The sequence below is a fragment of the Acidithiobacillus sp. HP-2 genome, from assembly GCF_015100155.1.
GTDB lineage: Bacteria > Pseudomonadota > Gammaproteobacteria > Acidithiobacillales > Acidithiobacillaceae > Acidithiobacillus.
This window is the reverse complement of the sequence record NZ_JACKZA010000017.1, coordinates 35173-56412: the sequence shown is the minus strand read 5'-3', so window position 1 is coordinate 56412 and position 21240 is coordinate 35173. Positions and strand designations below refer to the sequence as shown.

25 protein-coding genes are annotated in these 21240 nt (G+C 49.3%); 19 read left to right on the top strand and 6 right to left on the bottom strand.

What is annotated here, in order from left to right; translation table 11 throughout:
- Window positions 1–270: 270 nt before the first annotated feature.
- The 14 genes from H7F11_RS13405 (at window position 271) to H7F11_RS13340 (ending at window position 11847) form a co-directional block, all read left to right on the top strand.
- Window positions 271–1818, top strand: coding sequence for a glucan biosynthesis protein (locus H7F11_RS13405; protein ID WP_193650463.1), 1548 nt, complete (start codon window positions 271–273; stop codon window positions 1816–1818).
- Window positions 1818–2486 (top strand): hypothetical protein, encoded by a 669-nt coding sequence (locus H7F11_RS13400; RefSeq protein ID WP_193650464.1) that lies wholly within the window; start codon window positions 1818–1820, stop codon window positions 2484–2486. Before H7F11_RS13405 ends, H7F11_RS13400 begins: the two co-directional genes overlap by 1 nt.
- Window positions 2487–2494: 8 nt before the next feature.
- A complete protein-coding gene (locus tag H7F11_RS13395; RefSeq protein ID WP_193650465.1) occupies window positions 2495–2749 on the top strand; it encodes a hypothetical protein in 255 nt (84 codons plus the stop codon).
- 91 nt (window positions 2750–2840) lie between these two features.
- Window positions 2841–3413 (top strand): hypothetical protein, encoded by a 573-nt coding sequence (locus H7F11_RS13390; protein WP_193650466.1) that lies wholly within the window; start codon window positions 2841–2843, stop codon window positions 3411–3413.
- Between the two features lie 35 nt (window positions 3414–3448).
- Window positions 3449–4039: a cytochrome b gene (locus H7F11_RS13385; protein WP_193650467.1), complete on the top strand. Its 591-nt coding sequence runs from the start codon at window positions 3449–3451 to the stop codon at window positions 4037–4039.
- Window positions 4039–4566: a DedA family protein gene (locus H7F11_RS13380; RefSeq protein ID WP_010636697.1), complete on the top strand. Its 528-nt coding sequence runs from the start codon at window positions 4039–4041 to the stop codon at window positions 4564–4566. The genes H7F11_RS13385 and H7F11_RS13380 overlap by 1 nt, the downstream gene beginning before the upstream one ends.
- Window positions 4518–5831 (top strand): TolC family protein, encoded by a 1314-nt coding sequence (locus tag H7F11_RS13375; RefSeq protein WP_193650468.1) that lies wholly within the window; start codon window positions 4518–4520, stop codon window positions 5829–5831. The genes H7F11_RS13380 and H7F11_RS13375 overlap by 49 nt, the downstream gene beginning before the upstream one ends.
- A gap of 781 nt (window positions 5832–6612) precedes the next feature.
- A complete protein-coding gene (locus H7F11_RS13370; protein ID WP_193650469.1) occupies window positions 6613–8115 on the top strand; it encodes a hypothetical protein in 1503 nt (500 codons plus the stop codon).
- Between the two features lie 156 nt (window positions 8116–8271).
- Entirely contained in the window at window positions 8272–9081 is an 810-nt protein-coding gene (locus H7F11_RS13365) for a hypothetical protein (protein ID WP_193650470.1), read from the top strand.
- The gene (locus H7F11_RS13360; RefSeq protein ID WP_193650471.1) at window positions 9078–9305 is read left to right on the top strand and encodes a hypothetical protein; all 228 of its coding nucleotides are present in this window, start codon (window positions 9078–9080) and stop codon (window positions 9303–9305) included. The genes H7F11_RS13365 and H7F11_RS13360 overlap by 4 nt, the downstream gene beginning before the upstream one ends.
- On the top strand, window positions 9302–9538 hold the full coding sequence (locus H7F11_RS13355; RefSeq protein ID WP_193650472.1) for a hypothetical protein: 237 nt from the start codon (window positions 9302–9304) through the stop codon (window positions 9536–9538). Before H7F11_RS13360 ends, H7F11_RS13355 begins: the two co-directional genes overlap by 4 nt.
- A gap of 817 nt (window positions 9539–10355) precedes the next feature.
- Window positions 10356–11030: a hypothetical protein gene (locus H7F11_RS13350; protein ID WP_193650473.1), complete on the top strand. Its 675-nt coding sequence runs from the start codon at window positions 10356–10358 to the stop codon at window positions 11028–11030.
- A 116-nt stretch (window positions 11031–11146) separates the two neighbouring features.
- Window positions 11147–11527 carry a hypothetical protein gene (locus H7F11_RS13345; protein ID WP_193650474.1) on the top strand — a complete coding sequence of 127 codons (381 nt, stop codon included), beginning with the start codon at window positions 11147–11149 and terminating at the stop codon, window positions 11525–11527.
- Window positions 11524–11847, top strand: a complete 324-nt coding sequence (locus H7F11_RS13340) for a hypothetical protein (RefSeq protein WP_193650475.1) — start codon at window positions 11524–11526, stop codon at window positions 11845–11847. Before H7F11_RS13345 ends, H7F11_RS13340 begins: the two co-directional genes overlap by 4 nt.
- Window positions 11848–11897: 50 nt before the next feature.
- Here the strand turns inward: H7F11_RS13340 and H7F11_RS13335 are convergent, their stop codons facing one another.
- Window positions 11898–12506, bottom strand: coding sequence for a hypothetical protein (locus H7F11_RS13335; protein WP_193650476.1), 609 nt, complete (start codon window positions 12504–12506; stop codon window positions 11898–11900).
- Window positions 12507–12932: 426 nt separating this feature from the next.
- On the opposite strand from H7F11_RS13335, the gene H7F11_RS13330 reads away from it, so the two are divergent.
- Genes H7F11_RS13330 through H7F11_RS13320 form a run of 3 tightly spaced genes read left to right on the top strand, consistent with a single transcriptional unit; the run spans window position 12933 to window position 14743 of the window.
- Entirely contained in the window at window positions 12933–13898 is a 966-nt protein-coding gene (locus tag H7F11_RS13330; RefSeq protein ID WP_193650477.1) for a ParM/StbA family protein, read from the top strand.
- Between the two features lie 11 nt (window positions 13899–13909).
- Window positions 13910–14407: a hypothetical protein gene (locus H7F11_RS13325; protein WP_193650478.1), complete on the top strand. Its 498-nt coding sequence runs from the start codon at window positions 13910–13912 to the stop codon at window positions 14405–14407.
- Between the two features lie 9 nt (window positions 14408–14416).
- Entirely contained in the window at window positions 14417–14743 is a 327-nt protein-coding gene (locus H7F11_RS13320) for a YbjQ family protein (protein ID WP_193650479.1), read from the top strand.
- Between the two features lie 51 nt (window positions 14744–14794).
- Here H7F11_RS13320 and H7F11_RS13315 read toward each other — a convergent pair whose 3' ends face one another.
- The 5 genes from H7F11_RS13315 to H7F11_RS13295 all read right to left on the bottom strand — a co-directional run bounded on the left by H7F11_RS13315 (window position 14795) and on the right by H7F11_RS13295 (window position 18771).
- Window positions 14795–15217, bottom strand: coding sequence for a hypothetical protein (locus H7F11_RS13315; RefSeq protein ID WP_193650480.1), 423 nt, complete (start codon window positions 15215–15217; stop codon window positions 14795–14797).
- Between the two features lie 116 nt (window positions 15218–15333).
- Window positions 15334–16230, bottom strand: coding sequence for a lambda-exonuclease family protein (locus H7F11_RS13310; RefSeq protein WP_193650481.1), 897 nt, complete (start codon window positions 16228–16230; stop codon window positions 15334–15336).
- A 116-nt stretch (window positions 16231–16346) separates the two neighbouring features.
- Window positions 16347–16844, bottom strand: coding sequence for a hypothetical protein (locus H7F11_RS13305; RefSeq protein ID WP_193650482.1), 498 nt, complete (start codon window positions 16842–16844; stop codon window positions 16347–16349).
- A gap of 10 nt (window positions 16845–16854) precedes the next feature.
- Window positions 16855–17673: a DUF4942 domain-containing protein gene (locus tag H7F11_RS13300; RefSeq protein WP_193650483.1), complete on the bottom strand. Its 819-nt coding sequence runs from the start codon at window positions 17671–17673 to the stop codon at window positions 16855–16857.
- 444 nt (window positions 17674–18117) lie between these two features.
- Complete coding sequence (locus tag H7F11_RS13295; RefSeq protein WP_193650484.1) at window positions 18118–18771, bottom strand: ERF family protein; 654 nt, start codon at window positions 18769–18771, stop codon at window positions 18118–18120.
- Between the two features lie 200 nt (window positions 18772–18971).
- Here H7F11_RS13295 and H7F11_RS13290 point away from each other — a divergent pair, with 200 nt between their 5' ends.
- Together H7F11_RS13290 and H7F11_RS13285 are read left to right on the top strand one after the other, a co-directional pair.
- On the top strand, window positions 18972–20138 hold the full coding sequence (locus H7F11_RS13290) for a hypothetical protein (protein WP_193650485.1): 1167 nt from the start codon (window positions 18972–18974) through the stop codon (window positions 20136–20138).
- Window positions 20139–20142: 4 nt separating this feature from the next.
- Window positions 20143–21144 (top strand): hypothetical protein, encoded by a 1002-nt coding sequence (locus H7F11_RS13285; RefSeq protein ID WP_193650486.1) that lies wholly within the window; start codon window positions 20143–20145, stop codon window positions 21142–21144.
- Window positions 21145–21240: the final 96 nt, after the last annotated feature.

Genomic DNA, 21240 nt, shown 5'->3' with positions numbered 1-21240 from the left:
CAACTTTTGCTTTCTAACAGGCATGATTAAATGCTTAAATGTCGCTTACTGGCGACATTGTTATGTTTTTATAAAATAAGCAATTATCATAATTAAATAGATGATTTTATTTTATATTTTTTTAATATAAGAAAAAACTGTGATCAAAAATTGAAAATATAACCGTAGCCCTACAGCGACATAAGCCGCAGTAAATATTTTGTGCTCAACATTTACAGCATGGTAATCATGTGATTATATATTTGGCATAGAATTTGCTGAAGTTCTGTTATGTTTATTTTTGTCTCAAAAAATAAAAACCCGCTTTTCTCTTATGCTGTGCTGGGATTAGGTGCGATATTTGCGCTTTCAGGCGTTTCTACTGCATTTGCAGATCCTTTTTCCTTTGCAAATGTCCAGAAATCTGCACAAAAGTTGTCCCGCAGAGCTTGGAAACCGCGCCCCATTTCCGCTGGCCAATATCTGCGCAGGCTGAGCCCACAGGCATATGGTCGGATTCTGGACGTACACCCCCTCTGGAAGGGGCAGGATTTACCGTTTGAAGTCGCTTTCTATCCCGTGGGACATACTTTTATCCACCCGGTAAAAATCAATGTTATTCAGCACGGACAGTCCTTTCCGCTGCCCTACAGTGCCAGGCTGTTTGCTACCCATGGGGTAGTTAGTCAGTCGCAACTCCCGCGTAAAGGAGGATACGCAGGATTTTCTTTGCTTTACCCACTGGATACTCCTCCTTACCACAACGAGTTTGTGTCTTTCCTCGGTGCCAGTTATTTCCGTGCTGTCGGCAAAGGGGCCGTCTATGGAACTTCAGCGAGAGGCCTTGGAATAGATACAGCCTTACCTTCTGGTGAAATTTTTCCTTATTTCCAGGAGTTCTGGTTGCAACGGCCCAAGCCAGGAGCGCGGCACATGATCATTTATGCCCTGCTGAATAGCCCTGTAATAACCGGGGCCTACCGTTTTACTGTGACCCCTGGGAAAAGTACACGCATCCGCGTACGGGCCGTTTTGTATCCGCGCAAAAAAATCAAGCAGCTTGAAATTGCACCGCTTTCAAGCATGTACTGGCATGGTCGTGGTCGAGGTATCAGAGCCGGGGACTGGCACCCTCAACAACATGATTCCAGCGATCTGATCATGGCGGCCCGTGATGGTCAATGGATCACAAGACCGTTGAATAACCCCCTGCACATTCAGGTGACCCGTTATCTTCTCAATAACCCCATTGGTTTCGGACTCTTTCAACAGGATCGCCGCTTTTCTAACTACGAAGGATTAATTACACAGTATCAAAAAAGGCCCAGCGTCTGGATTCACCCGCTTAATCACTGGGGGAAAGGACAAGTGGAGCTGGTAGAGTTGCCGACAAACAACCGTAATACGGATAACATGGTGACCTTTTGGGTCCCCGCGAAACCCCTGCGACCGGGTGAATCACTGCGGGTGCATTACCAGATCCGGTTTTTCCGGAACGACAAACAGCTCCCATCTGGCGGGCATCCAGTCGCTACCTTTCTGGGTAACGATCCGCACATGAAGGGCGCCAAGACATTGGTGGTGGATTTCGCCGGAGATGGATTGGGTCATCTCCCCGCACAAACCCCCATGCACGCCCATTTTACCGTCGGAGCAGGGGTGCATATTCTCCATTCGTCAGTGCGATTCAATCCCTTGAAGCACCAATGGCAGGTGAACGCACAAATTCTGCCGGCCAGACAACATCCCGGTAACATCAGCCTGTTTCTGGCTTCACAAGGGAAAACGCTCAGTGATACCTGGTTATATCTATTGGCTCCACAAAAGGAGGCAGCATAATGTATAGAAGCCCGGATAGTTTCGATATTCTGCATCCAGTTCGACCCAGTAACGACCCGTCTACCGACACTGTCAGACTACCCATTGCTGCGACACATTACCTGGACAAACTTGGATTGTCTTCCGCCCAACGGAATTGGGTAGAAAGCCAGGTCGTAAGAGGTCTACAAGCACAGGTTGGCCAACGCAATGAAATAAGTCCAGCTTGGTTTGCACTGATGCAAACCGCTATTGGCGCGTTGGCTGAGGATAGCGATGAACTCAACGCTCGTCTGGCCACTGCATCACCGGCAGCTCGTGCGCAAAACCATCCAGCACGTTGGTTTAAAAAGCAACAATTTCCAGCTTTATTACGTTCTTCTATGGCGTCAAAGCGATTCGTCCGGAAGATTCGGGAATATATCCGGGAAGACTGTATACCGATCAGGACCCCCAGGACAACATCCTGCGCGAAAAATACGGGAAGGCAACGAGTTATTCATGTGGGTGCGCAACAGATTTCAGGATATTCGAAAAGATGGTCCTCTTCCTACCCTTATTCTTCTGCACAACAGACGCGCAAGGCCTATGCAATCATCCATATCTCCGTGGGGTTCAAGCGATCCGCGTGCTTATCCCAAGAGTATTTCAATCTGGCTAAGCCAGCAACCGTGTGGAGATTTGCATGAGCTTAAAGATGAATCGCAAAAAAATAGTTCAATCACTTGTCGTAAGTATTTTATGTTTAACGTCAGTTCATGCTATGGCCCATGAGGATCATGCTCCGCAAAACCCTCAATATCAAACAAAAATAATGAAAAACAAGGCGGAACGACTCAGTTATGACACCATTTTGGCGTTGAAGGCGCGCCATTGGAAAACCGCCCTGCATGACACCCAGCTGATGAACAAAACTCTTCATAAAATCTGGTATATTCACCAGCATTGCTAACGATTGGAAAATAATGAAAACGGTCCGCAAAAAATATCCATACAGGGCGCGCAAGTTACTGTATATCCTTGCCCTGATAGGAGGGCAAGGAATGGCCTTGCCCGCTGCTGGACATATCTTCTTGCATTCCACAGCAGCTTGCGACTATCTCAAGGAGCATGCCATCACAAATCGTGACATGCAGAATTCGGCTCACACTGCAGAATCATGGTCCAGGCAAAAGGTTGCCCTGTATATAGACCAGCCTCAGTCTATTAGGCGTGTCGCCCATATTCCAGAGGCGCCTTACCTCACAGCCATTGTTGGCAAAAAGGCAGAATGTGTTGCCGCTGCGCCTACCTGGTTCAGACGGTTAGCCCCTGCAGAGCAATCCTGGTTATGGTTGGTAGGCATTGCCAGTTTACGCCATCCACACATCTATCATCTCATGCTTCATGCTGCGGAACATCCACCACAAGGACTTTTTGCCGGTGTTGAAAAATGGTATGGACGCCGCGTTGCGAATCGCAGCATTCTGAAATCAGAAAAGCAGGCGACCCTCTGGTTACCAGACAAGGACCATGGTGCAGCCCGAAAAGCATTAGAAAAGCTCTCTCGTGAACCTGGTTTTTCAAAAAATTCCTGGTTACCCACATTAAAGCAACAGATGCATGCTATTCGTTAGTTTGATGTGCATGAAACATTTAAATAGGAGCATGAATGACACCCAATGAGGTTGAACAAATTGCAGAAACGTCGTTCACTGGGGAGAGTAGCCTTTTTAAAGTATTGCATTGGTTGATCGCCGTGCTGATTGTTTTTCAGGGCCTATTGGGTGCTGCAAACTTACGTATAGCCTGGCTGCAAGACCATCTGGCAAGTGCCATTGTGGTGCATGAAGAGATTGGGCTGCTTATTTTATTGCTCACGCTGTCGTTATTTATTGTACGGGTCATTACTGAACGCAGATCAGGCGCAGGCGCACAACCAAGTCACCAGCTATGGGCCAAGATGGTCCATGGTGCTTTTTATGGGCTCATTATCGTTGAGTGTGCCATCGGTATCTGGATGATGGGGCTTCTGGGTAAGGGCTTGACGATTCTGGCATGGCATATGCCGCTTCCCATTACCCCCGATCCCCACTTTGCTTTTTCTACTGTATTGCAATGGCATGCAGCAGTAGCGTTGACGCTGGCGTTTTTAATCGTTATTCATAGCCTGGCAGCACTTTATCATCATTACGTGCTTCGCGATCATACGCTGACCAGAATGTTACCCGTTCGCTTATCACGTACGAACCCCAAATCCTGATGTCAGTTTCCAGCTATTTTTTGAGCTATCTCCATGCCGCAGTCGTTTCGGCTTCGGGTGTGGTAGATCAATATGGGTTGGCCATAGTCGTGGCTGGATTGTTCCTGGAAAGCGCCGGTGTCATTTTTTTACCTGGGGAGACCTTGTTGATTGGTGCAGGTTTTGTAGCCAGCCAAGGTGCCTTTAATCCGCTAGTATTATTTGCCCTCGGCATAATAGGGACCAGTGCCGGTTGGTTCACCGCCTATTACATAGGTTACAAAGTCGGTATCAAATGGGTCAAAAAACATGGTCGATGGATAGGGATTACAGCAGAACGCCTAAATAAGACGCATACTTTCATGAATAAATATGGCTCCATAGTGGTGCTATTTGGCCGATTCATTGTTCCGTTGCGACAGCTTCAAGGATATATCTCTGGATCCGCAGAAACAACACTACAGGATTTTTATCTCTGGAATATATTAGGTGCAGTCATATGGGTTGCGTTTTGGGGCGGCGCTGGATATTTTTTGGGAATGTTATAGATGTTTGTGATTTAATGTTCATAAAGTTGCCTGCAAACGTGAAATGGAGGGCTACAATCATTTCTATTGATAGAATTAAATTTACATGGTGGTTATCATCGTTCTTATTGTGTATAGCCACATTTTATGTGAATCCTGCTTATGGAAAGCAAGTGATGACATTAAGCCAAATAGAAAATATTGCGCAGCAGTCACCGGCAATGCGCGAGAAAGAAAATGACGTACGTGCAGCCCGGCAGGAAATTAAAATTTTACACGCAGAAAGCTCGCCCATTCTCCAAGGGAGAATAAAGGCTGGTCATTATACCCACTTCAACTATGACGGTATTCCACGCGCCTACATTATGAAACCAAAACTCGGTTTTAAATATTATTTATTTGGTGGAAATAAATATTTGCGTCACATTACCGCAGAAGCCGAGCCCACATACTACCAAAATCTTTCTAAATATGACTCAGAGTCAAGAAATATCAGAATGAATATTCAGAAGTCATATGTAACCTACTGGGAAAATTATAAGATAGCAAAAGAGTTAAAAAAGGTTTTAATATTTTTTAAACGTAATAAAAAAATTCCAGGAGGTGTTCATGGAATTCTTGAAAGGTTGCGGCTAACGACTTATCTTGCACGCATGCGTACAGAAATATCTTTACACAAGATGATCGAGACTATAGGACACAAGTTTCATTCATTTATCCCTAAGCGACCAAAGTTAAAAAAAGAAAATGCACACAGAATTCCACCAAGCGTGCTCCGCCTGCATCCGGCTATTGAAGGTTTAATACGCTATTATCATGGGCAGCGCAAACTCGGTTGGTTACGATTTCTTGATGTAAAGTTAAAGCTTTTTGTGAGACCCTCCTACTACCCTGCAGCGGGAAGAACGAAAATGGCAATCATCGGTGGTTTGTACCTGAACATGCCGATCGACATCATGGGTGCAGTACATCATGCGAATCAGCAGCTCGATATTGATCGGGAAAACATCCTTCTGAAGCTCAAGCAAGATGCTTTAAAAAGTCAGCAAGAACATAAAATTACTAAAATAAAGTTACCCATTTACCACAAAAAGGAACGGTTCTGGAAAAACCGCACTCAGTATTGGTATAATTTTTTAAAACGATTACTATCACGAGATAATGGCGATTTAAAGGCAAAAAATACTGTGAATAAGGTACCTCATGCCTTGAGGGCTTATCGAGAAGCGACACTTAAATGGATTCATACTGAAGCGGCTTTGACTTTAATGCAGTATCGCTCTTGATCATATTACCTGCTGTATAATTTATTCATCACGTAGACACTCCGTAATTCATGATTATTAAATTATTTTTGCATGCTAGTGTAGCGTTATATTCTTGGTGAAACTTAAGGTTAATCATGATAAAATGGCTCCATGTTGAGGGTATGTGTCAAAAAGCCCCTGAGGTTTGTCAGTTTTCAGTAGAAAACAGCGTCAATACGGTTTACCTATGACCTGCTCCATATTCCGAAAATTATTTTTATCTATCAATTTGTTAATATTTATTCTTCACGAAATTGTGCTGTAAAAGCGTGATGCTGATGTATAGCGAAAAAAGACGCTGTTTAACAAACACATCTTGCACAGGTCGGCAGATGATAGCTTACTATGATAGCATTTTGATTAATTATTTTAATTGCTATATCAAAATAATATATATGCTCCCAAGGGAACACGAACTTAACCCCGCTTTTATAGACCTACGATCCATCTCTATCAAGCATCGCAAACGGTCCATCTGAAGCAAACCCTTTTGGGCAAAAACCCGCCAACTCTACATATAGCCGATTATATGTAGAGAAGCCCAAAAATCGTCTTTAACGTAATGAATCTATTAACGAAATTCGACTCACCCCAACCTGGAACACATTAGATAGCATAGATTTAACAAAAACTGCCATAAACTGCTCGAAGCTGAGAATGGTTTTTCGATTGTTTTTTTCAAAAACCCCTGCATCTGCTCATCCATAGATTTTGTCCAGCCTCTTGTTGTCGGTATTCACACTCAACAAGGAGTTGATTTATGAAAGCACTACAAATTGTTGCCGCCGCCTTGGGCAAAAGCCTTGGCGGAATTCAGGTCGAAGTGGACCCCAATGCGTCCACGGCATATACGAATGGAAGAAAGGTCGTTCTCCCCGTGCTTCCGGTTTTGGTAGACGAAGAGCGGGCCGATGTCACACTCGGCCTGGTATGCCATGAGAGCTTCCACATCCGGGATACCTATCTCGGTGGCAGACTGAAAGGTTTGCCGCCGGAAGGGATAACCTATACCCCCTTAAAAAAACGCCTCCAGAACGCTCTGGAGGATGCCCGGATAGAGCATAGGGGTTTTAAGCGTTACCCCGGCTCCAGGAAGTTTCTGGACGCCCTGGTGACGTTCGCCATTCGTGAAGGTTGGTTTCGGAATCCTTCGCGGAAGACGAAGCCGGGTAATCTGGTTTTGTTCGGATTGCTGTTTCATTATCGGGCGCATTTTCTGGGGCAGCACGCTTTGGATGCCATCGCGGATGCCTGGGAGAAAAAGGCCATCAAAACTTTTGGACCTGATCTCTGGGATAGGATGGTGGCCATTGCTGACAAGGCTGTGGTTGCGAACAACCCAGAGGCTCCCTGGTATGCAGCAGATGAAATATGTCGCTTGCTGGCCGGTAAGGATGCTAATGCAGCGAAACAGGCTGCAGAATCCGAGGACAACGATCTGGATCAGACGGATCTGGCAGAAATGCTACCGTCTGATTCTACCGCTGCCAAAAATGGCACTGACGTTCCCATAGAAAAGCACCTTGTCCAGCCGGTCAAGGAAAGCCCCATTGCTTCATATTTGGATTTGTCCAAGGGTGAATCCAAACGGGTTTACCGTAAGGTAGCAGGTCCGTTGGAAGCTAAACTCTGGGCCAAGGCGCAAGAGGATGAATGGGTATCCCGCACCGGAACAGCGGGTGTGGTGTCCAACTCCCTGTATAACGTCCAGACTACCGGGCGCGTATTCAGGAACCGTGTGGACGGCGATAGTCGGTCCATGACGGTTCATCTCCTCCTGGATTCCAGCGGAAGCATGGGGGCTGTGAATGTAAAAGAAAAGAGCAACTACTGGGCAAATGCCGGGGCTTTTGCTCTGGTACAGCTTTTCAGTGCTTTGGGGATCGAATGGTCCGTATCCTGGTTTGATGACGAATATTACCCAGGAAGGACGTACTCCAGTGCGCCACTGTCTCCCAAAGATCCCTGGCTGGTGGTTGCGGGTGGTTACACGGAACTTCCCAAGGCCATGTCTGAGGCGGGTAAGCAGCTTGTCTGCGAGGCCGAAACAGACCGGAAGCTATTACTGGTCCTTACCGACGGCAGAGCAAACGAGGCTAAAACAAAGCCTATCGACGATGCCCTGATGGATCAGGGTATTGAAGTCCGGTATGTCTTGATTGGGGCATTGCAGGGCTTCGGCTTCGCCAAGGACCGTGTATCTCACGGGGAAATGCAGAACACGGCCACGGCCATGATCGGCGCGTTCCGTACTTTTGCCTGAGTTTCCCAGGCGTTTTCGATTTTCCCCTACCCCTTTGCTTCGGCATTGGGGTTTTTCTTTGTCCATCGACTGCCATTCCATACTTTTTGTCCAGCCACTTATCTCCGGAAGTAGAAGCTGAACATGGGGTTCAGCGTCTTTTAATAGGAGAGTGCCATGTCTGATAAGTTTTATGGTGAGGTTGTGTTCCCCGAATGGGCCTGCAAGTACATTCCGGGTCTAGTTGATGATGCCCGCCTGGAGTTACTGGCAGACAGCAAAACCGTTTCCTTTGCGGAAGAGGAAGCTACAGATGGTGTTCCGTGGGTTTGCGGTGAGTTTGATACTCTGGGAATCCCGTATGACCGGACTTCTGCGGAATATTACGAATATCGCGGGGAAACTATGTTTTCGCGTTTTCGTAAGGGCGGCAAGACCGAGGAGCTGGTCGTGACCGATGGCGACGAGATGATTAAAGCTCAGGACATCATTACCATGATCGACAAGGGCAACAATCTGGCGGCAATCCGTCGCTGGTGTCAGGACAAACTGAACCTAATAGCCCCACTTACCCCGCCTATCGAAGATATTTCCGAAGCGGATTATCTGGCCTGGGCACAGGAGAAAGCCTGGGTGTTTCGGAAGGCTGTCAACGATCTTCGGGAAGGCCGGAGAGAGTCCGTAGGGGATCCTTATGTTTTGCCGGATTCCGGACTGGATGTGGGGACTGTGACCATAGACGGGGAAGCCGGCATTTTGGTCACACGTCCGGTAGTCATAGGGCGTGCGGTGACGGGGGAGCTGTTAGACCAGGCAGAATGCCGGTTCCTGAGTGATGGTGTCCGGTTCTTTCGGGTTGGTAGTTCTTACGGGCCTGTCGGTGCTTTTGTGCCGTTCAGGGTGGATAAGAAGCCCATCGCCAATCTCACCATCACTGCGACGGAGTGGTTGGAGATAATCACAGGAAACCGCAAGGAGGCTGTATGAAATCGTCAGTGGAACTAAAAGTCGGTGACTGGTACATGCTGGCAAATAAGATGTACCCAGAAGATCGGAGCATGGACCGTAAGGTGCTGATTACAGCACTGAACCCGAAAATGGTGTACTTCGATCAGAAAACAGACCGAAGGATGCCAGCAATAGCAAGGGGAATAATGTTGAAAGCACGTTTTTGCAAGTATGCGCGTGCGATTAAGGAGGAATCTGTATGAGCTTCGATCTAAGTGGTTGGAAACCAGGTTGCGAGCAGGCGAAGCATCTGGCAGGCAGCTTCCGGATTGCCGGAATTGCTTTTTTTGCGGCGGTGGCAGGGCCAGATGTACATGCTATCCTGTCTGACAAAGGTGTTGATCTTGTCATAAACCTGACCGTCGGATTGTGCTTGTTGGAATGGGCCGGATTTGAGGTGATTGGGTATATGATCCTCGGCAAAGGAGGATGCTAAGATGTTGATCTTGTATAACGTGATCATGCTCTCTATCGGGTTTGTGGTCCTGGCAGTTTCTTTCTACCTGTTGACCCGAAAAGGCAACAAACACTGAGAGGATAATATGTCATCACTGGATTGGTATGGTTTAATCGTTTCGTGTAGTGGGCTTGCCATATCCGGGACACTGATTTACCTGTTGACCCGGAAAGGCAACAAGCACTGATCTGGCTTGGCAAGGAGAGTGTAATGCTCTGGTATTCAGGAATCCTATCCGTTGGTGGTTTTGTTTTAATCTGGGGATTTTTCTACCTGTTGACCAAAAAAAAGCAACAAGCACTAAGAGGGTGATATGTCCTTAACATACGAAATTACGATGACGGTTATTGGCTTTGTTGTTGGTGGCGGGCTGCTGTATCTGCTGTCTCGGCACTAACATTAAGACATCGCCACAAGCGATCAGATCAACCCCACCCCTCTGCTTCGGCATTGGGGTTTTTCTTTGGGCATCGCGCAAAATTAAAGCCCTCTGTTCACACTTGGGCGGGCGTCCGCTGCCCTCGAACAGTGAGGGGAATCTTTACTCACAGCCAGCCCTTGCAACGGAACCCGGAACTGACTGTCCTTGACGGGCCGAAGATTTAAGAAAACCCCAAGGCAGGGAAGGAGATCACATCCCAACGTGAGGGGGATGCTCTTTGGCCTGTATCAAAAATAGCGGATACGCCGGGGGGAATCAAGCGACTGCCTTTCCATACTTTTTGTCCACCCACTTATTTGCGGAAATCATCGAACATCCCGTTCGGATTCTTTTTTCTTAATAAGGAGAAGTGCTATGTATCAACATAATACGGTCGCAGGTTGTTTTGTCCTCGTCAATGACGAGGCAACCAGTAAGGCTTTGGCTGCGGCCAAGTCAGTAATTGGTGATCCGTCTTGGAAGAAGGGGTATTCCGAGGACAACGCGAAAATGATTCGCGCCAAGCTCAAGGATGCGAAAGCACCCTTCCAGTTCAAGTTCTCTGGCAATCTCATCGGCGTTTCCACCAAGGAAACAAAAGATAGCTCTGGAAATGAGTACCATAAGGTCCGGGTGCATCTGGCTGATGAGAGTGGCACCGTCACAATCCTCTCTTTGGATGTTGGGACAGAGTTTGGTGAAAGCCTCGTCCCAAAACTCGGTTCTGCCGTCATGCAGTTGGGTCTGGGATCCAACATATCCATATCGGCCTTTCCGGTCGAAGAGGAACGGGCTGATGGACGCAAGTTCATCAATTTCAAGGCGTCAGTTAAGGATGCAGATGGCCATGAGGTGAAGGCTACCAAGCCACACTTCAAGATTGCTAATGAAAAGGTGATGGCTGCAGTTGAGGCATTAAAAGCAGCGGGCATTAAGGATCCCAAGACTCTGAATGCGGCTAGAAATTCGGCCAAGGAAGAGTATTTCTGGGATCTCGCTCAGAAGGTTGCCGCTGTTGCGGAAGTTCAGTGTGCGGCTGCTGCTGCGTGATTTTTAACTCTCCCCCACCCCACAGCTTAGGCTTTGGGGTTTTTCTTTGCCTGCGCTTCCATAGATTTTGTCCAGCCACTTGTTGTTGGTATTCCGACAACTGGAGAGACTTGGCCATGGATCTGAAGAAGATGCAGTCTGGGGATGTGGTCTATGGCCCATTCCCCACAACTATCACGAACAGGATGAAAACCAGTCATTATTGCCTGGTGTTAAGTGTGGATGAAGACAAAGGCCTCTTTTTGGCGGCACTAGGAACGTCCAGTCACATTGATTCGAGTCCACTCGAATATGAATTGTTAATTGATAATTCAGAAGATTTAAGAAGGGCGAAGCTGAAAAGGCCAACCCGATTCAACCTGGGGAAAACTGAATGGTTGCCGTCAGATAAATTCTGCGAAAACAGCAATATCAGGTTTTCACCCAAACTGGTTTATGCGCTGTTCAGGGCTTGTAAGGCGGCTGGATTGTTCAATCAAGAGGAGTATGATCAATGAAATCTTATGTTTTTGGAGGGCTACCAGTGGACTTTCTGGTATCTGGCTTTACCGATGGTGAGGTGCAGAGCATGAAGCAGATGCTTGCCGAAATCAGGGCTAAATATCCGTGGGAAACAGACCAAAGACTTCTGTCTATGGCCATCACCCGACTCTTTGTAGATCTGGTGGATCCCGCCATTGCAGAGGACTACCCCAGCCCTGAAGATCTAGCCGAAATGCGTAATGGCGCATCTCCAAAGGAAACGACAGAGCAGGATCGTGCGCGGATTCATAACGATCTTCGCAAGGTTTTCTCGGCGCATCTCACGCAAGTTTAATTATCCTTACCCCAACCCCTCGCCTTTGGCTTGGGGTTTTTCTTTGTCTGCTATTCTGCAGGGCGGTTGTATTTCAGGGATTGCGCGTAGAACGGACCTTTGGGTATCGCATCGCGCAAGGATGCACGCTCGATCTTCAGATCGCAGGCATAGCTTTCTGCCTGCGTCAGTGACCTGGCCAGGTAATTCCACTGATGCACAATCAAACGGCGGTGCTCAATCAAATCTTGCATCCGGACAAGAGATTCCCGCGTTTGCTCAACACCGAGCCCCCACCCGCCTTTGCTCTTTGCTTTGCGGGAAAGCCCCTTTAACGGCAGAACCGTATAAAACCAGCGGTATCCACCGGAAAAGTGGCGCATGAGCCAGCGAACCATCAAGGGCTGCAGCGCACCGTTCATACGGCCTTCCCGACGATCCCAGAACAATCCGATCTTTTCGTTACTCTTGGGCTGGTAACTGTCCAATATCCGGCCATGAAGCGCCAATGTCTCGTCGATCTCACCTAACAGGCGGATTGTCCGTGTGAGCTGGGTATGGAGATATTGCGTCATATTTTGGTCGCTTCCGGCTGGAATCGGAGCGCGGGTGGATGTTTCGGGAAGATCCACGACAGCGGCGATTTCATCCGGAATGGTGGTTTTGGAGATTTTTGGCATGTTTTTGAACCGTAAACGAGAACTTGGCGCAGCAATGATAATATAAGGTTAGAGGCGCAGTCTTGCGGTTTTTTTTCGGTGTTTTGCTGTGCATATTTCATCTTCTCGGTGCTTGCCGGTGCTTGTCGGTGCTAGTCAGTGATTATCGGTGCAATCAGTTGCGTTTTATTACACTATATTAGTGTGTGTCAGTGAATTTCGGTGTAATCGGGTGTTGTCCGGTTACACTCGGTGCGCTACAGTGAGCCATGCAGCAGTTTTGGTTTCCACTATTGTTGCGTTTTGTTGTTGGTTGGTGCTGACTGGTGTTGTTGGGTGTTTGTCGGTGCTAGTCGGTGTCGATTTGGGATGACGTGTGCTTTTGCACTTGTTGCGCCTTGTAGTTTTTTATAGTGTAAAACTTGTTTTATTAAGAAAGGAGGAGTTATGACGTGCGTAGGAATTGATGTGGGTCACTCGGCGGTAAAGTTCGCTTGGCGCAGTAAGGACGGGTCCACCAAAAAAATGATGTTCCCCTCAGTAGCGATTCCCGCGATGACCATCAGTGACAGTACCGCTTCCGAACAGGCGGCCAAGGAAATGGTCCCGGTCAATGGCAATCCGTATTACATTGGGGAAACCGCCATACACGAGTCCGGATCCATCAAGGTCGCAGGTTTGCATGACAGATGGCTGGATATGCCGGAGTTCCAGGCGCTTGTTCAGGGTGCCATCAACATTGTGAAAGAAGACGCTGGCAAGATTGACAGCATTGCAACAGGACTGCCGCCTTCTATTTTTCGGGAACAAAGCCTGAAAATGCGGAACATCGTGTCCACATGCACGGATGCTGAAGTCAGGGTCTATCAGGAACCCAGCGGGGTTTCCTCACGGTACATCCTGGATGAAAACGGGATGATGCGAGAGGACGTGACCAAGAATCTGGGTGTGGTAGCTATCGGCAGGTACACCACCGACTCCATGGCCATGCTCGATGGGCGCTGGATTGAAGATGCAGCAGGATCTTCCCGTGGAATGAGTGGCGCAGCCAATATGGTCCTCAAGAAACTGCGGGAAGATGGGTACAAGGTGGACTATCTGGATGCTGATGACGCGCTCTGGAAAGGAACGATTCAGTATAACGGCAAGCAGATAGATACATCGCCTTACAACAAGATCGCATTGCAGGCACTTTCATCGGAGATTTTTGATGCCGTATCCAGCAAGTTCGGGGACTCTGGACGAAAGCTGGAGAAAATCCTGGTAGCAGGCGGTGGAGCCGAATTGATGTTCGACGGGTTGGGAAAATACTGGCCACAGGCGGAGCTGGTAGAAGATCCAAGATATGCCGTAGCTGAGGGATTTCGGCGCATCTGCGAAGGATTCTGGAACATCCGCAATGTTCGGGCATAAAGGGGGTAGCCTTGAAAAGCAATCGAATTACCTTTTCGCTTGGACGTGATGATCAATATCTTAAAGACTGGTACGAGTCTATACCGGACAAATATCGCACCATGATGGTTAAAATTGCCGTCCTTAATGCCGTTAATAGCGGGCTTGCCGATGTGGATGCTTATCTTCCTTGGGTAAGGAGAAAACCATCACCAGGAACACAGGAATTACCGTATTCTGTAAAAAAACCGGCAGAACAGGCACATCCTGAAGCGTCCAAGATGCCGCTGCAAGAGCGACCGCAGGAAAGAAAACCTGCCGAAAAGCCCACAGAGAAACCCGTAGCACAGAAAGGTGAAGACCTACTGAAATTCACCCTGGCCCATTTGCCAGAAGGCTGCACACCAGATTTGCAGGCTTGTGCGGAACGGTTCCCGCGACCTGTTCCTTACACCTTGAAAGAGCTGATCACGCTCAAGGGAATGCTCAAGGCACTGGACGAACAGGAAGCACAAACAGGCCAAAGTTAAGGGGGTATCATGCTAATCGTTACCGACCCGGTAATTGCCGGGAAATCCGTGGAACAGACACTAGGAGCCGTTTTCGGTGTGGCCGTGCGTTCGCGCAGCGAAATGGGCAATTTTCTGGGGAAGATACGCGCCATTGCAGGCGGCAAAATGGGAGGGTATGAAAAGCTGGTGATGTCCGCCAATCAGGGGGCAGTTGCAGCCATGATCGCCCAGGCGGAACAGGCCGGAGCCAATGCCGTAGTCAGCTTCCGATTCAGCGCATCCTCCATGGGCGGCGGCGAGGAAGAAGAGTTCATCGAGGTAACAGCCTACGGGACCGCCGTTGTTCTGCGCTAGGATCGCACCCAAAGAAAAACCCCAATGCCGAAGCAATGGGGTTGGGGAAAGTCAGAACGACCAGTCGCATCCGCAGGGGATTTGACGGATAGATGCTGCAATGTCCGGGATGGGCTTTTTGGGCTGCACGGGAACAGGATCAGGCTTCGGATCCTTCCACTGGAGGCTTCTGATAATCATATCAAAGTTTCCAAACTGCAAGGCCCGTAGAATGTCCTTGGCTGCACTCTCCAGCGGTACATCCGTGTCAAACTGTGCCGAATAAATTTCGGCATATTCGCCGCTGAGTTTCTTATAATACATATCGACGGCAGTGACACGCGGCTTGGTATAGATCGAACCGCCGCCCTTTGTAGATGGGCCGTAAAAAATGGCTGCATCTTTTGTGTCCTCTTTTATATTGGGGATTAACGCGCCCCAGACCTTTTTGGTGGGACTATTAGCTGCTTGGGCAATTTTGACGTTCACCATCATAGTGAATCTCCTTGTGTCGAGTGTGATTTCCAAACAAAAGAGGCTGGACAAAATCTATGGGATGGCACCCAAAGAAAAACCCCAGGCCGAAGCGCGGGGTTGGGGTAAGGTAGGTATCAGGATGCTTTGCGGACAGTCTCGCGTGTGCTATCCGCCTTGCGGTAGCTATCCACAACGGATTCTGTAACATCCAGATCTTTTAACAATCGGGGATAATCGACGGATCCCTTCGTATTTTTGCGGGAGACTTCAATCCCTGCCCCTTTGATACAGCCTTCTCCGGTTTTGGGAAGAAATGACAAGAGCTTTTCGCGCAATTTCTTCTCATTGGCCTTGAAACTCTCCATCATCTCCTGAAAATCGACCCATTCCGCAGCAGCCTCGGCAAAGCCGGATGGCAATGCGTCTGACACCAACCCATCAAAGATGGTCCAGTCTTCCGCCTGGACAGCCTGCCAAAAGGCCTGCTCTCGCTCGATTAAGCGTTGCTGGTAATCCTTATCGGGGAAAACCTCAAGGATGATCGGATTTTCCGCTTCTTCAGGTCGATAAGTGGCATACAACAGCTTTTCTGCCCCGCTCACTGCAAAAGCGTGCTGGATTTGGCCCACATACTTTTCTGGAACCTTTCCGGATTGGGCTACTTCCCAGTCCTTTTGTCCGGGGCATTTAATCTCCAGGAGCGTACTGCCATCCATAGAGATCCCATCTGCAGACAGCCGCATCCAAGAGTGATTCTCGTGTTCGCCACAAATAGGAGAAAAAAACTCCTTGGTGATGCTGCAGACCAGATCACGAGCAACCGGTTCCAGATCATGCCCGCGCTGCATAGCTGCGGCTGCGGCGGGATGGGGTGTTGCCGGTTTAGTGATGCCCGTTTTTTCTGTAAACAGGGTATAGGGCTTTTTGAATGGTGAAACCCCCATGATAATGGGCGCATCGGATCCACCCAGACCGCCCTTTCTCCAATCCAACCATTCTGACGTATTTTGTTCCAATGTAATGACATTCATGACCAATCTCCTTGAGTTTGAGTGAGTACCAACAACAAGAGGCTGGACAAAATCTATGGATGGGCAGGCAAAGGACAAAGAAAAACCCCAGGCACAAGGCGTGGGGTGGGAAAAGGTTAGAAAGCCCAGGGACAGGATCCCTGAATACTTCTCAAAGCAGCCCTTAAATCCGGCGCGGATTCGGGTGTTTCGGGTGCAAGGCCATAATCATTCTCGCATCCCAAAATATGAACGGGTGATATGCTCATCGTAGCCATAAACTTCGGAAAACCCGTCAACACCTTTTCCGGACTGGAAGTTTTGTTGTGACCTTTCTGGAGATAGGTCGTAATCTTCTTGGCCATCTCGTAGTAGCTGAGATTCCCTACGGGTTCCAGCTTTACGTTGCAGACTTCCCGGTACTCAGCGTCAGGTTCCAGTACGCGAGATCGGTACCGGGCGATGACCTCGTTACTGGTGTGTGCCCGGATATTGGCGTTTCCGTCGAGGATCCCACACCAGAATGATGCGGCATCCATGGCAGATGCCCCATCCAGCTTCCCCTCTTCAGAATATAAAATGCCGTAAACACTACGGCACTTATCTTCTCTGACACCTATTCTGATATGAATCATGACACACCCCCTATGCAGCCTTGCGGCCACTGGCGGCGGGAAGTGCGCCGGGGAACGCCCTGGCGATCACCCGGTTGCACTGGCCAAGAAGCGGCATAGCCTTATCTTTGAAAACGATATGACCAGAGCCTTTCTTATAGACCTTCATCGTGAAGTATTCCGTATCCACAACGGAATCCTGCTGGGCCATCGCATCCGAGATAACGGCATACATGCCGTGCCGATGTTCCGGAATAGGCTTCCCGTCATAGACGGAAAGAATCCGCACCAGATCATCCAGTTCGTTGGCGACACTGTTGTTGACCATGCCGTAAGAATTAAGGACACGCTCAACAATCAGTTTTTTCTCCATCTTTACAGGATTGTTCGTCTTGTAATTCCAGGAGAGCCGCCGGAAGAGATCAATCATCCCCTCCTCCATCATGTCAGCGCGTTTCTCATAGAGATCCGCGAAGGTTGATTTGATGGAATCCATCTCGAAAGGCGGGGTTTTGCCTTCAGAGATTAGATCGCGCCACTGATCTCGCTTTGCCGCAGACATAAATGCCCGGATACCTGACTTTTCCATCAAGGCATCCCAGAATCCGGCGTCAACCTGCTGCATGGCGAGAACCATGGTGTCTTCAGGATCCTTCAGTGATGCAGAGTGCCACCTTCCTCCAGCCAAAAAACTCTCAAGAATAGAGTATTTCTTGGAAGTAACCGCCAACTCAGTAGAAATGGCTTCGGACAGCGTTTGGAACGCGCCCAGAATTTTAGCCTGAATCTGGTTCCGGCTCTCAATCATTTCCGCCACAGATGCACTGATAATCATCTCTCCGTTGTTCATAACATTTCTCCTTAATTGAAAAAAACTGCTGAACCCCATGTTCAGCTTCTACTTCCGGAGATAAGTGGCTGGACAAAAAGTATGGAATGGCAGGCAAAGAAAAACCCCAAAGCCGAAGCGTTGGGGTAGGTGTTTTGTCGTGATAACAAGCTGAGTTCCAGCTTATTACCTTCTGTTCCCAGGGGTGACGTGCTCCCCGGCTTGCCAAATGCAGCAGGGGATCCAGTATCAGACGATACCGGAGCGGAGGAGTGAACCGCGAATCCCAGCATAAATGCTGAAACCCGCGATCACGCAACCGCACATGACGATAGCCATTAGGCCACTCCTTTTCGGATGAATTCCGCAAATAAGTGGCTGGACAAAAAGTATGGAAGCGCAGTCGAGGGGAAAATGGCAAAGAAAAACCCCAAAGCCGAAGCGTTGGGGTGGGGTAGAGTAAAATTAAGCAGCAGCAGAGCGCCGTTCAGCGATGGCCTTTTCCAAGGCCTTCAAATCATCGCCGGTGAAATTCATCCGGCACCACTGTTCTGCGAAGTCCAGTTTTTCGACTGGAGACTTCTTGACCTTTTCCAAGGCTGATTCCAGCGATGGACCAGCTTTGGCAGCTTCCTTTTTCTCGGAAGATGTTGCCGCAGCCTGCTGATTCTGCTGCTGACGTGGCCGTTGAACCTGCTGACGACCTGCATTGCCAGCAGAAGAAGATGCGGCATTACCGTCATCATCTTCTGGAGCGATGCCCAAAAGACCCATAAGCGCATAGCGGCGGGCGTATGTTACTGCGCTGCCGTAACCCTGTGCGTCGTTCTTGGCCAAGGGGATGCTTGTCACCACTTCCAGCGATTCACCCGATTCAGCATGAATCAAAGTGGTTCTTACAGTGGCGCAGGGCTTTTCTAACCGTTCACCGGTATCAACCGGGGGCTGCATGAGCAGAATCCCCGCATCCAGCAAAGGCTGACGAACCGCATCCAGCACGGAATCCAAGGTCGCGTATTGCGATTTGTACATCGGGTTCTTGCCATCCTTGCGAACGGCGCTGAAAGCCTTTTGAGCCTGTAATAAGGCTCCAAACAATTTCTGATTCTGATTTTCCATGACACTCTCCTGTTAAAAAAAACGCTGAACCCCATGTTCAGCTTCTACTTCCAGAGAGAAGTGGCTGGACAAAATCTATGGAAGCGCAGTCGGGTACCGCATGGATACAGATTTGTCTTGCCAGATTTGTCTTGCAATGTTAAATACACTATTATTTTTTGATGCAACCTATTGTCCTTGTCCTCACAGCGACCCCCGGAATGGCTCTCGCCCTGCGGCGAGTGCTGTCGAGCACGTCCAGTTATCACCCGAAGGTTATAGCGACCGGCGGTGCCCTGTTTCGGCACGCCAGCCCCAAGGAATACCATCTCAAGTGGGATAAATGGCGAGCCGAAGACCTGCCCTTGCTGCCGGAACCCCGGTTCCGACCTAGATCCGGTACTACCGAAAGAATCCGCGAATACAAATCCGCCATCATGCGCTGCGACCGGGTAATCCTCGCCCCTCCCCCGGATCCCGCCGGGTTGATGGACCTGCAGTTACTTCTCGATTATGCGGGTTTTAATGGCCCAGTCACGATCTGGGATACCACGTCCTTACGGGATGAAGACCTGGTGCGGGCCATTGCACACCCACGCAAGGACGTGGCGCATTGGGTGCAGGTTGAAAAATTACGGGTTCATGCCGACTGGATCATTGGCCTGAACGGATCACGCGCCATGACGCTTTCCAGACGGGTAGCGACCGCCATCCCTGTCGGGCGGGTATTGAGCGCCATGCTTTCTACATTCCCTGTAAATGAAACGGGCCTATCCCGGCAAACCGAATCTGGAATGGATACGGCCATCTTGCAAGCCAGAATCCTGCGCGGATTTGATTTTCCCCCGGAGGATGCACTGATACAGCTTGCCCGTGCCTGGGAACGTGGCCAAATCACCTATCCGTTCATCACATCAGGAAAAATAACCACTCTGGAACAATACCCTACCGCACCATCCGATCCGGTTTATGCCGCATTTCATGGATCAGGTTCCAGGGAAAACAGCCCGCAGCATCCCCTTGCTGACTGGCTCGAATCCTTGCGGGATGTCAGTCCTTGGGTGCAGGACGATGCCCTGAAATTGGCCGCACGAAATATCCAGTTGGGTTCTGCGCGAGGCCGCATGAACCATTTTACTCAACTGATTCGTCAGGGATGGGTGGACCCCGCCACCATGAACCTGACACCCCTGGGTCAGACCATTTATCAGAAATTACCCGAATCCCTTACTGATCTGGGAATGACGGTGCTATGGACGCAGGCCTTGGATCGCCTGAGTCATGGCGAAAAAGATGAGGAAACTGAGCTGGAAACCCGGCTCCTGGCGTTTCGCTCGTGGGCGGAAAAGTATGTCGTTGACCTGGTTTCCCTATTGGGGAAAGGATAGAAATATGTCGCTTGTAAATAGCAGTCTCTCACAATATGGCTATGAAAAAGGGTTTTTGAATATCGGTTATGTCAGCGGTTATGCCCGTGACTTCAAGCGTACCGATTCAGGGGCTTTGCGCGGAAAAATACAGCAGACGCGGGATATTTCCCGCATGGTGCCCATTGAACACCGGAGTTCCCGTAGATTGAACATCAGCAACGAGCAGCCAGTGAAGCTGATCGGCAGAATTCGATCCCGAAAAATCGTCTGGAACAATGGCAGGCAGGATGTCACGGACTATCACGCTTATCTGGATCCACTGGATGTGTCCTCGCCTTCAGTGATTGAAATGCCGACTTCCCTGGCCTGGTCAGACGCCATACAGAATCGGAAGGAAACGAAAACCGATGACTTCAATCCCTTTGCGCTGGCAGAGGGCAGTCATCGAGAAACCACCCTTCGGGAAGGGGCTAACCGGGTCAAGATCGCAGGTATTGTGGACCGGGTGCAATCCATTCTGCACGAGCATAATAACACCGTCATCGGCGTCGAAGTCTGGGTGCGACTGACAAGCAATCCCAACGCACTGATTCCAGTGCGAATGGTCAATGCGGCCATTGCCCAGTCCGTGCGTCGTGAACTGCGTATGGGCCGGCCTATCCTGGTGGATGGCAAGCTGCGTGCGCGGGATCTCAAGCGGATCGACGAAGATGGGCTGGAAGTGCCGACAGGTGAGCAGGTCGGGTACATCTGGTGCCGGACCATTCTCAATGCCCGCCGTGGCGTGGATATTCTGTCAATTCCACCGTGGATTAACGAAATCATGGACCGCTACCGAAATCCGGAAGCCGCATCGAGCGCGTCCACGGATACCGAATCCGCGCAGGATGCACAAGATGATAAAGCGGCTCACACCGCCCAGGATCCTCTGGATCACGCGGTAAACGAATCGCAGGAAACCGAAGAGGACGATGAGGGACTTCCACCATCGGGAAGTCTCTCGGATTTGGTGGACAATCTCTGATGTTTGGTAGGAGGCGCATTTCTGTTAGAATAACCGGGTGCCCGGCCTCTTGCCGGTGACGTGTAGAAAGGGTCGGAGGCAGCAATGCGTCCGATC

Excerpts from the sequence above, each read along its gene's own strand:
- H7F11_RS13405 (WP_193650463.1), top strand. The coding sequence starts at position 271 with ATGTTTATTTTTGTCTCAAAAAATAAAAACCCGCTTTTCTCTTATGCT.
- H7F11_RS13400 (WP_193650464.1), top strand. The coding sequence starts at position 1,818 with ATGTATAGAAGCCCGGATAGTTTCGATATTCTGCATCCAGTTCGACCC.
- H7F11_RS13395 (WP_193650465.1), top strand. The coding sequence starts at position 2,495 with ATGAATCGCAAAAAAATAGTTCAATCACTTGTCGTAAGTATTTTATGT.
- H7F11_RS13390 (WP_193650466.1), top strand. The coding sequence starts at position 2,841 with ATGGCCTTGCCCGCTGCTGGACATATCTTCTTGCATTCCACAGCAGCT.
- H7F11_RS13385 (WP_193650467.1), top strand. The coding sequence starts at position 3,449 with ATGACACCCAATGAGGTTGAACAAATTGCAGAAACGTCGTTCACTGGG.
- H7F11_RS13380 (WP_010636697.1), top strand. The coding sequence starts at position 4,039 with ATGTCAGTTTCCAGCTATTTTTTGAGCTATCTCCATGCCGCAGTCGTT.
- H7F11_RS13375 (WP_193650468.1), top strand. The coding sequence starts at position 4,518 with ATGGGTTGCGTTTTGGGGCGGCGCTGGATATTTTTTGGGAATGTTATA.
- H7F11_RS13370 (WP_193650469.1), top strand. The coding sequence starts at position 6,613 with ATGAAAGCACTACAAATTGTTGCCGCCGCCTTGGGCAAAAGCCTTGGC.
- H7F11_RS13365 (WP_193650470.1), top strand. The coding sequence starts at position 8,272 with ATGTCTGATAAGTTTTATGGTGAGGTTGTGTTCCCCGAATGGGCCTGC.
- H7F11_RS13360 (WP_193650471.1), top strand. The coding sequence starts at position 9,078 with ATGAAATCGTCAGTGGAACTAAAAGTCGGTGACTGGTACATGCTGGCA.
- H7F11_RS13355 (WP_193650472.1), top strand. The coding sequence starts at position 9,302 with ATGAGCTTCGATCTAAGTGGTTGGAAACCAGGTTGCGAGCAGGCGAAG.
- H7F11_RS13350 (WP_193650473.1), top strand. The coding sequence starts at position 10,356 with ATGTATCAACATAATACGGTCGCAGGTTGTTTTGTCCTCGTCAATGAC.
- H7F11_RS13345 (WP_193650474.1), top strand. The coding sequence starts at position 11,147 with ATGGATCTGAAGAAGATGCAGTCTGGGGATGTGGTCTATGGCCCATTC.
- H7F11_RS13340 (WP_193650475.1), top strand. The coding sequence starts at position 11,524 with ATGAAATCTTATGTTTTTGGAGGGCTACCAGTGGACTTTCTGGTATCT.
- H7F11_RS13335 (WP_193650476.1), bottom strand. The coding sequence starts at position 12,506 with ATGCCAAAAATCTCCAAAACCACCATTCCGGATGAAATCGCCGCTGTC.
- H7F11_RS13330 (WP_193650477.1), top strand. The coding sequence starts at position 12,933 with ATGACGTGCGTAGGAATTGATGTGGGTCACTCGGCGGTAAAGTTCGCT.
- H7F11_RS13320 (WP_193650479.1), top strand. The coding sequence starts at position 14,417 with ATGCTAATCGTTACCGACCCGGTAATTGCCGGGAAATCCGTGGAACAG.
- H7F11_RS13315 (WP_193650480.1), bottom strand. The coding sequence starts at position 15,217 with ATGATGGTGAACGTCAAAATTGCCCAAGCAGCTAATAGTCCCACCAAA.
- H7F11_RS13310 (WP_193650481.1), bottom strand. The coding sequence starts at position 16,230 with ATGAATGTCATTACATTGGAACAAAATACGTCAGAATGGTTGGATTGG.
- H7F11_RS13305 (WP_193650482.1), bottom strand. The coding sequence starts at position 16,844 with ATGATTCATATCAGAATAGGTGTCAGAGAAGATAAGTGCCGTAGTGTT.
- H7F11_RS13300 (WP_193650483.1), bottom strand. The coding sequence starts at position 17,673 with ATGAACAACGGAGAGATGATTATCAGTGCATCTGTGGCGGAAATGATT.
- H7F11_RS13295 (WP_193650484.1), bottom strand. The coding sequence starts at position 18,771 with ATGGAAAATCAGAATCAGAAATTGTTTGGAGCCTTATTACAGGCTCAA.
- H7F11_RS13290 (WP_193650485.1), top strand. The coding sequence starts at position 18,972 with ATGGCTCTCGCCCTGCGGCGAGTGCTGTCGAGCACGTCCAGTTATCAC.
- H7F11_RS13285 (WP_193650486.1), top strand. The coding sequence starts at position 20,143 with ATGTCGCTTGTAAATAGCAGTCTCTCACAATATGGCTATGAAAAAGGG.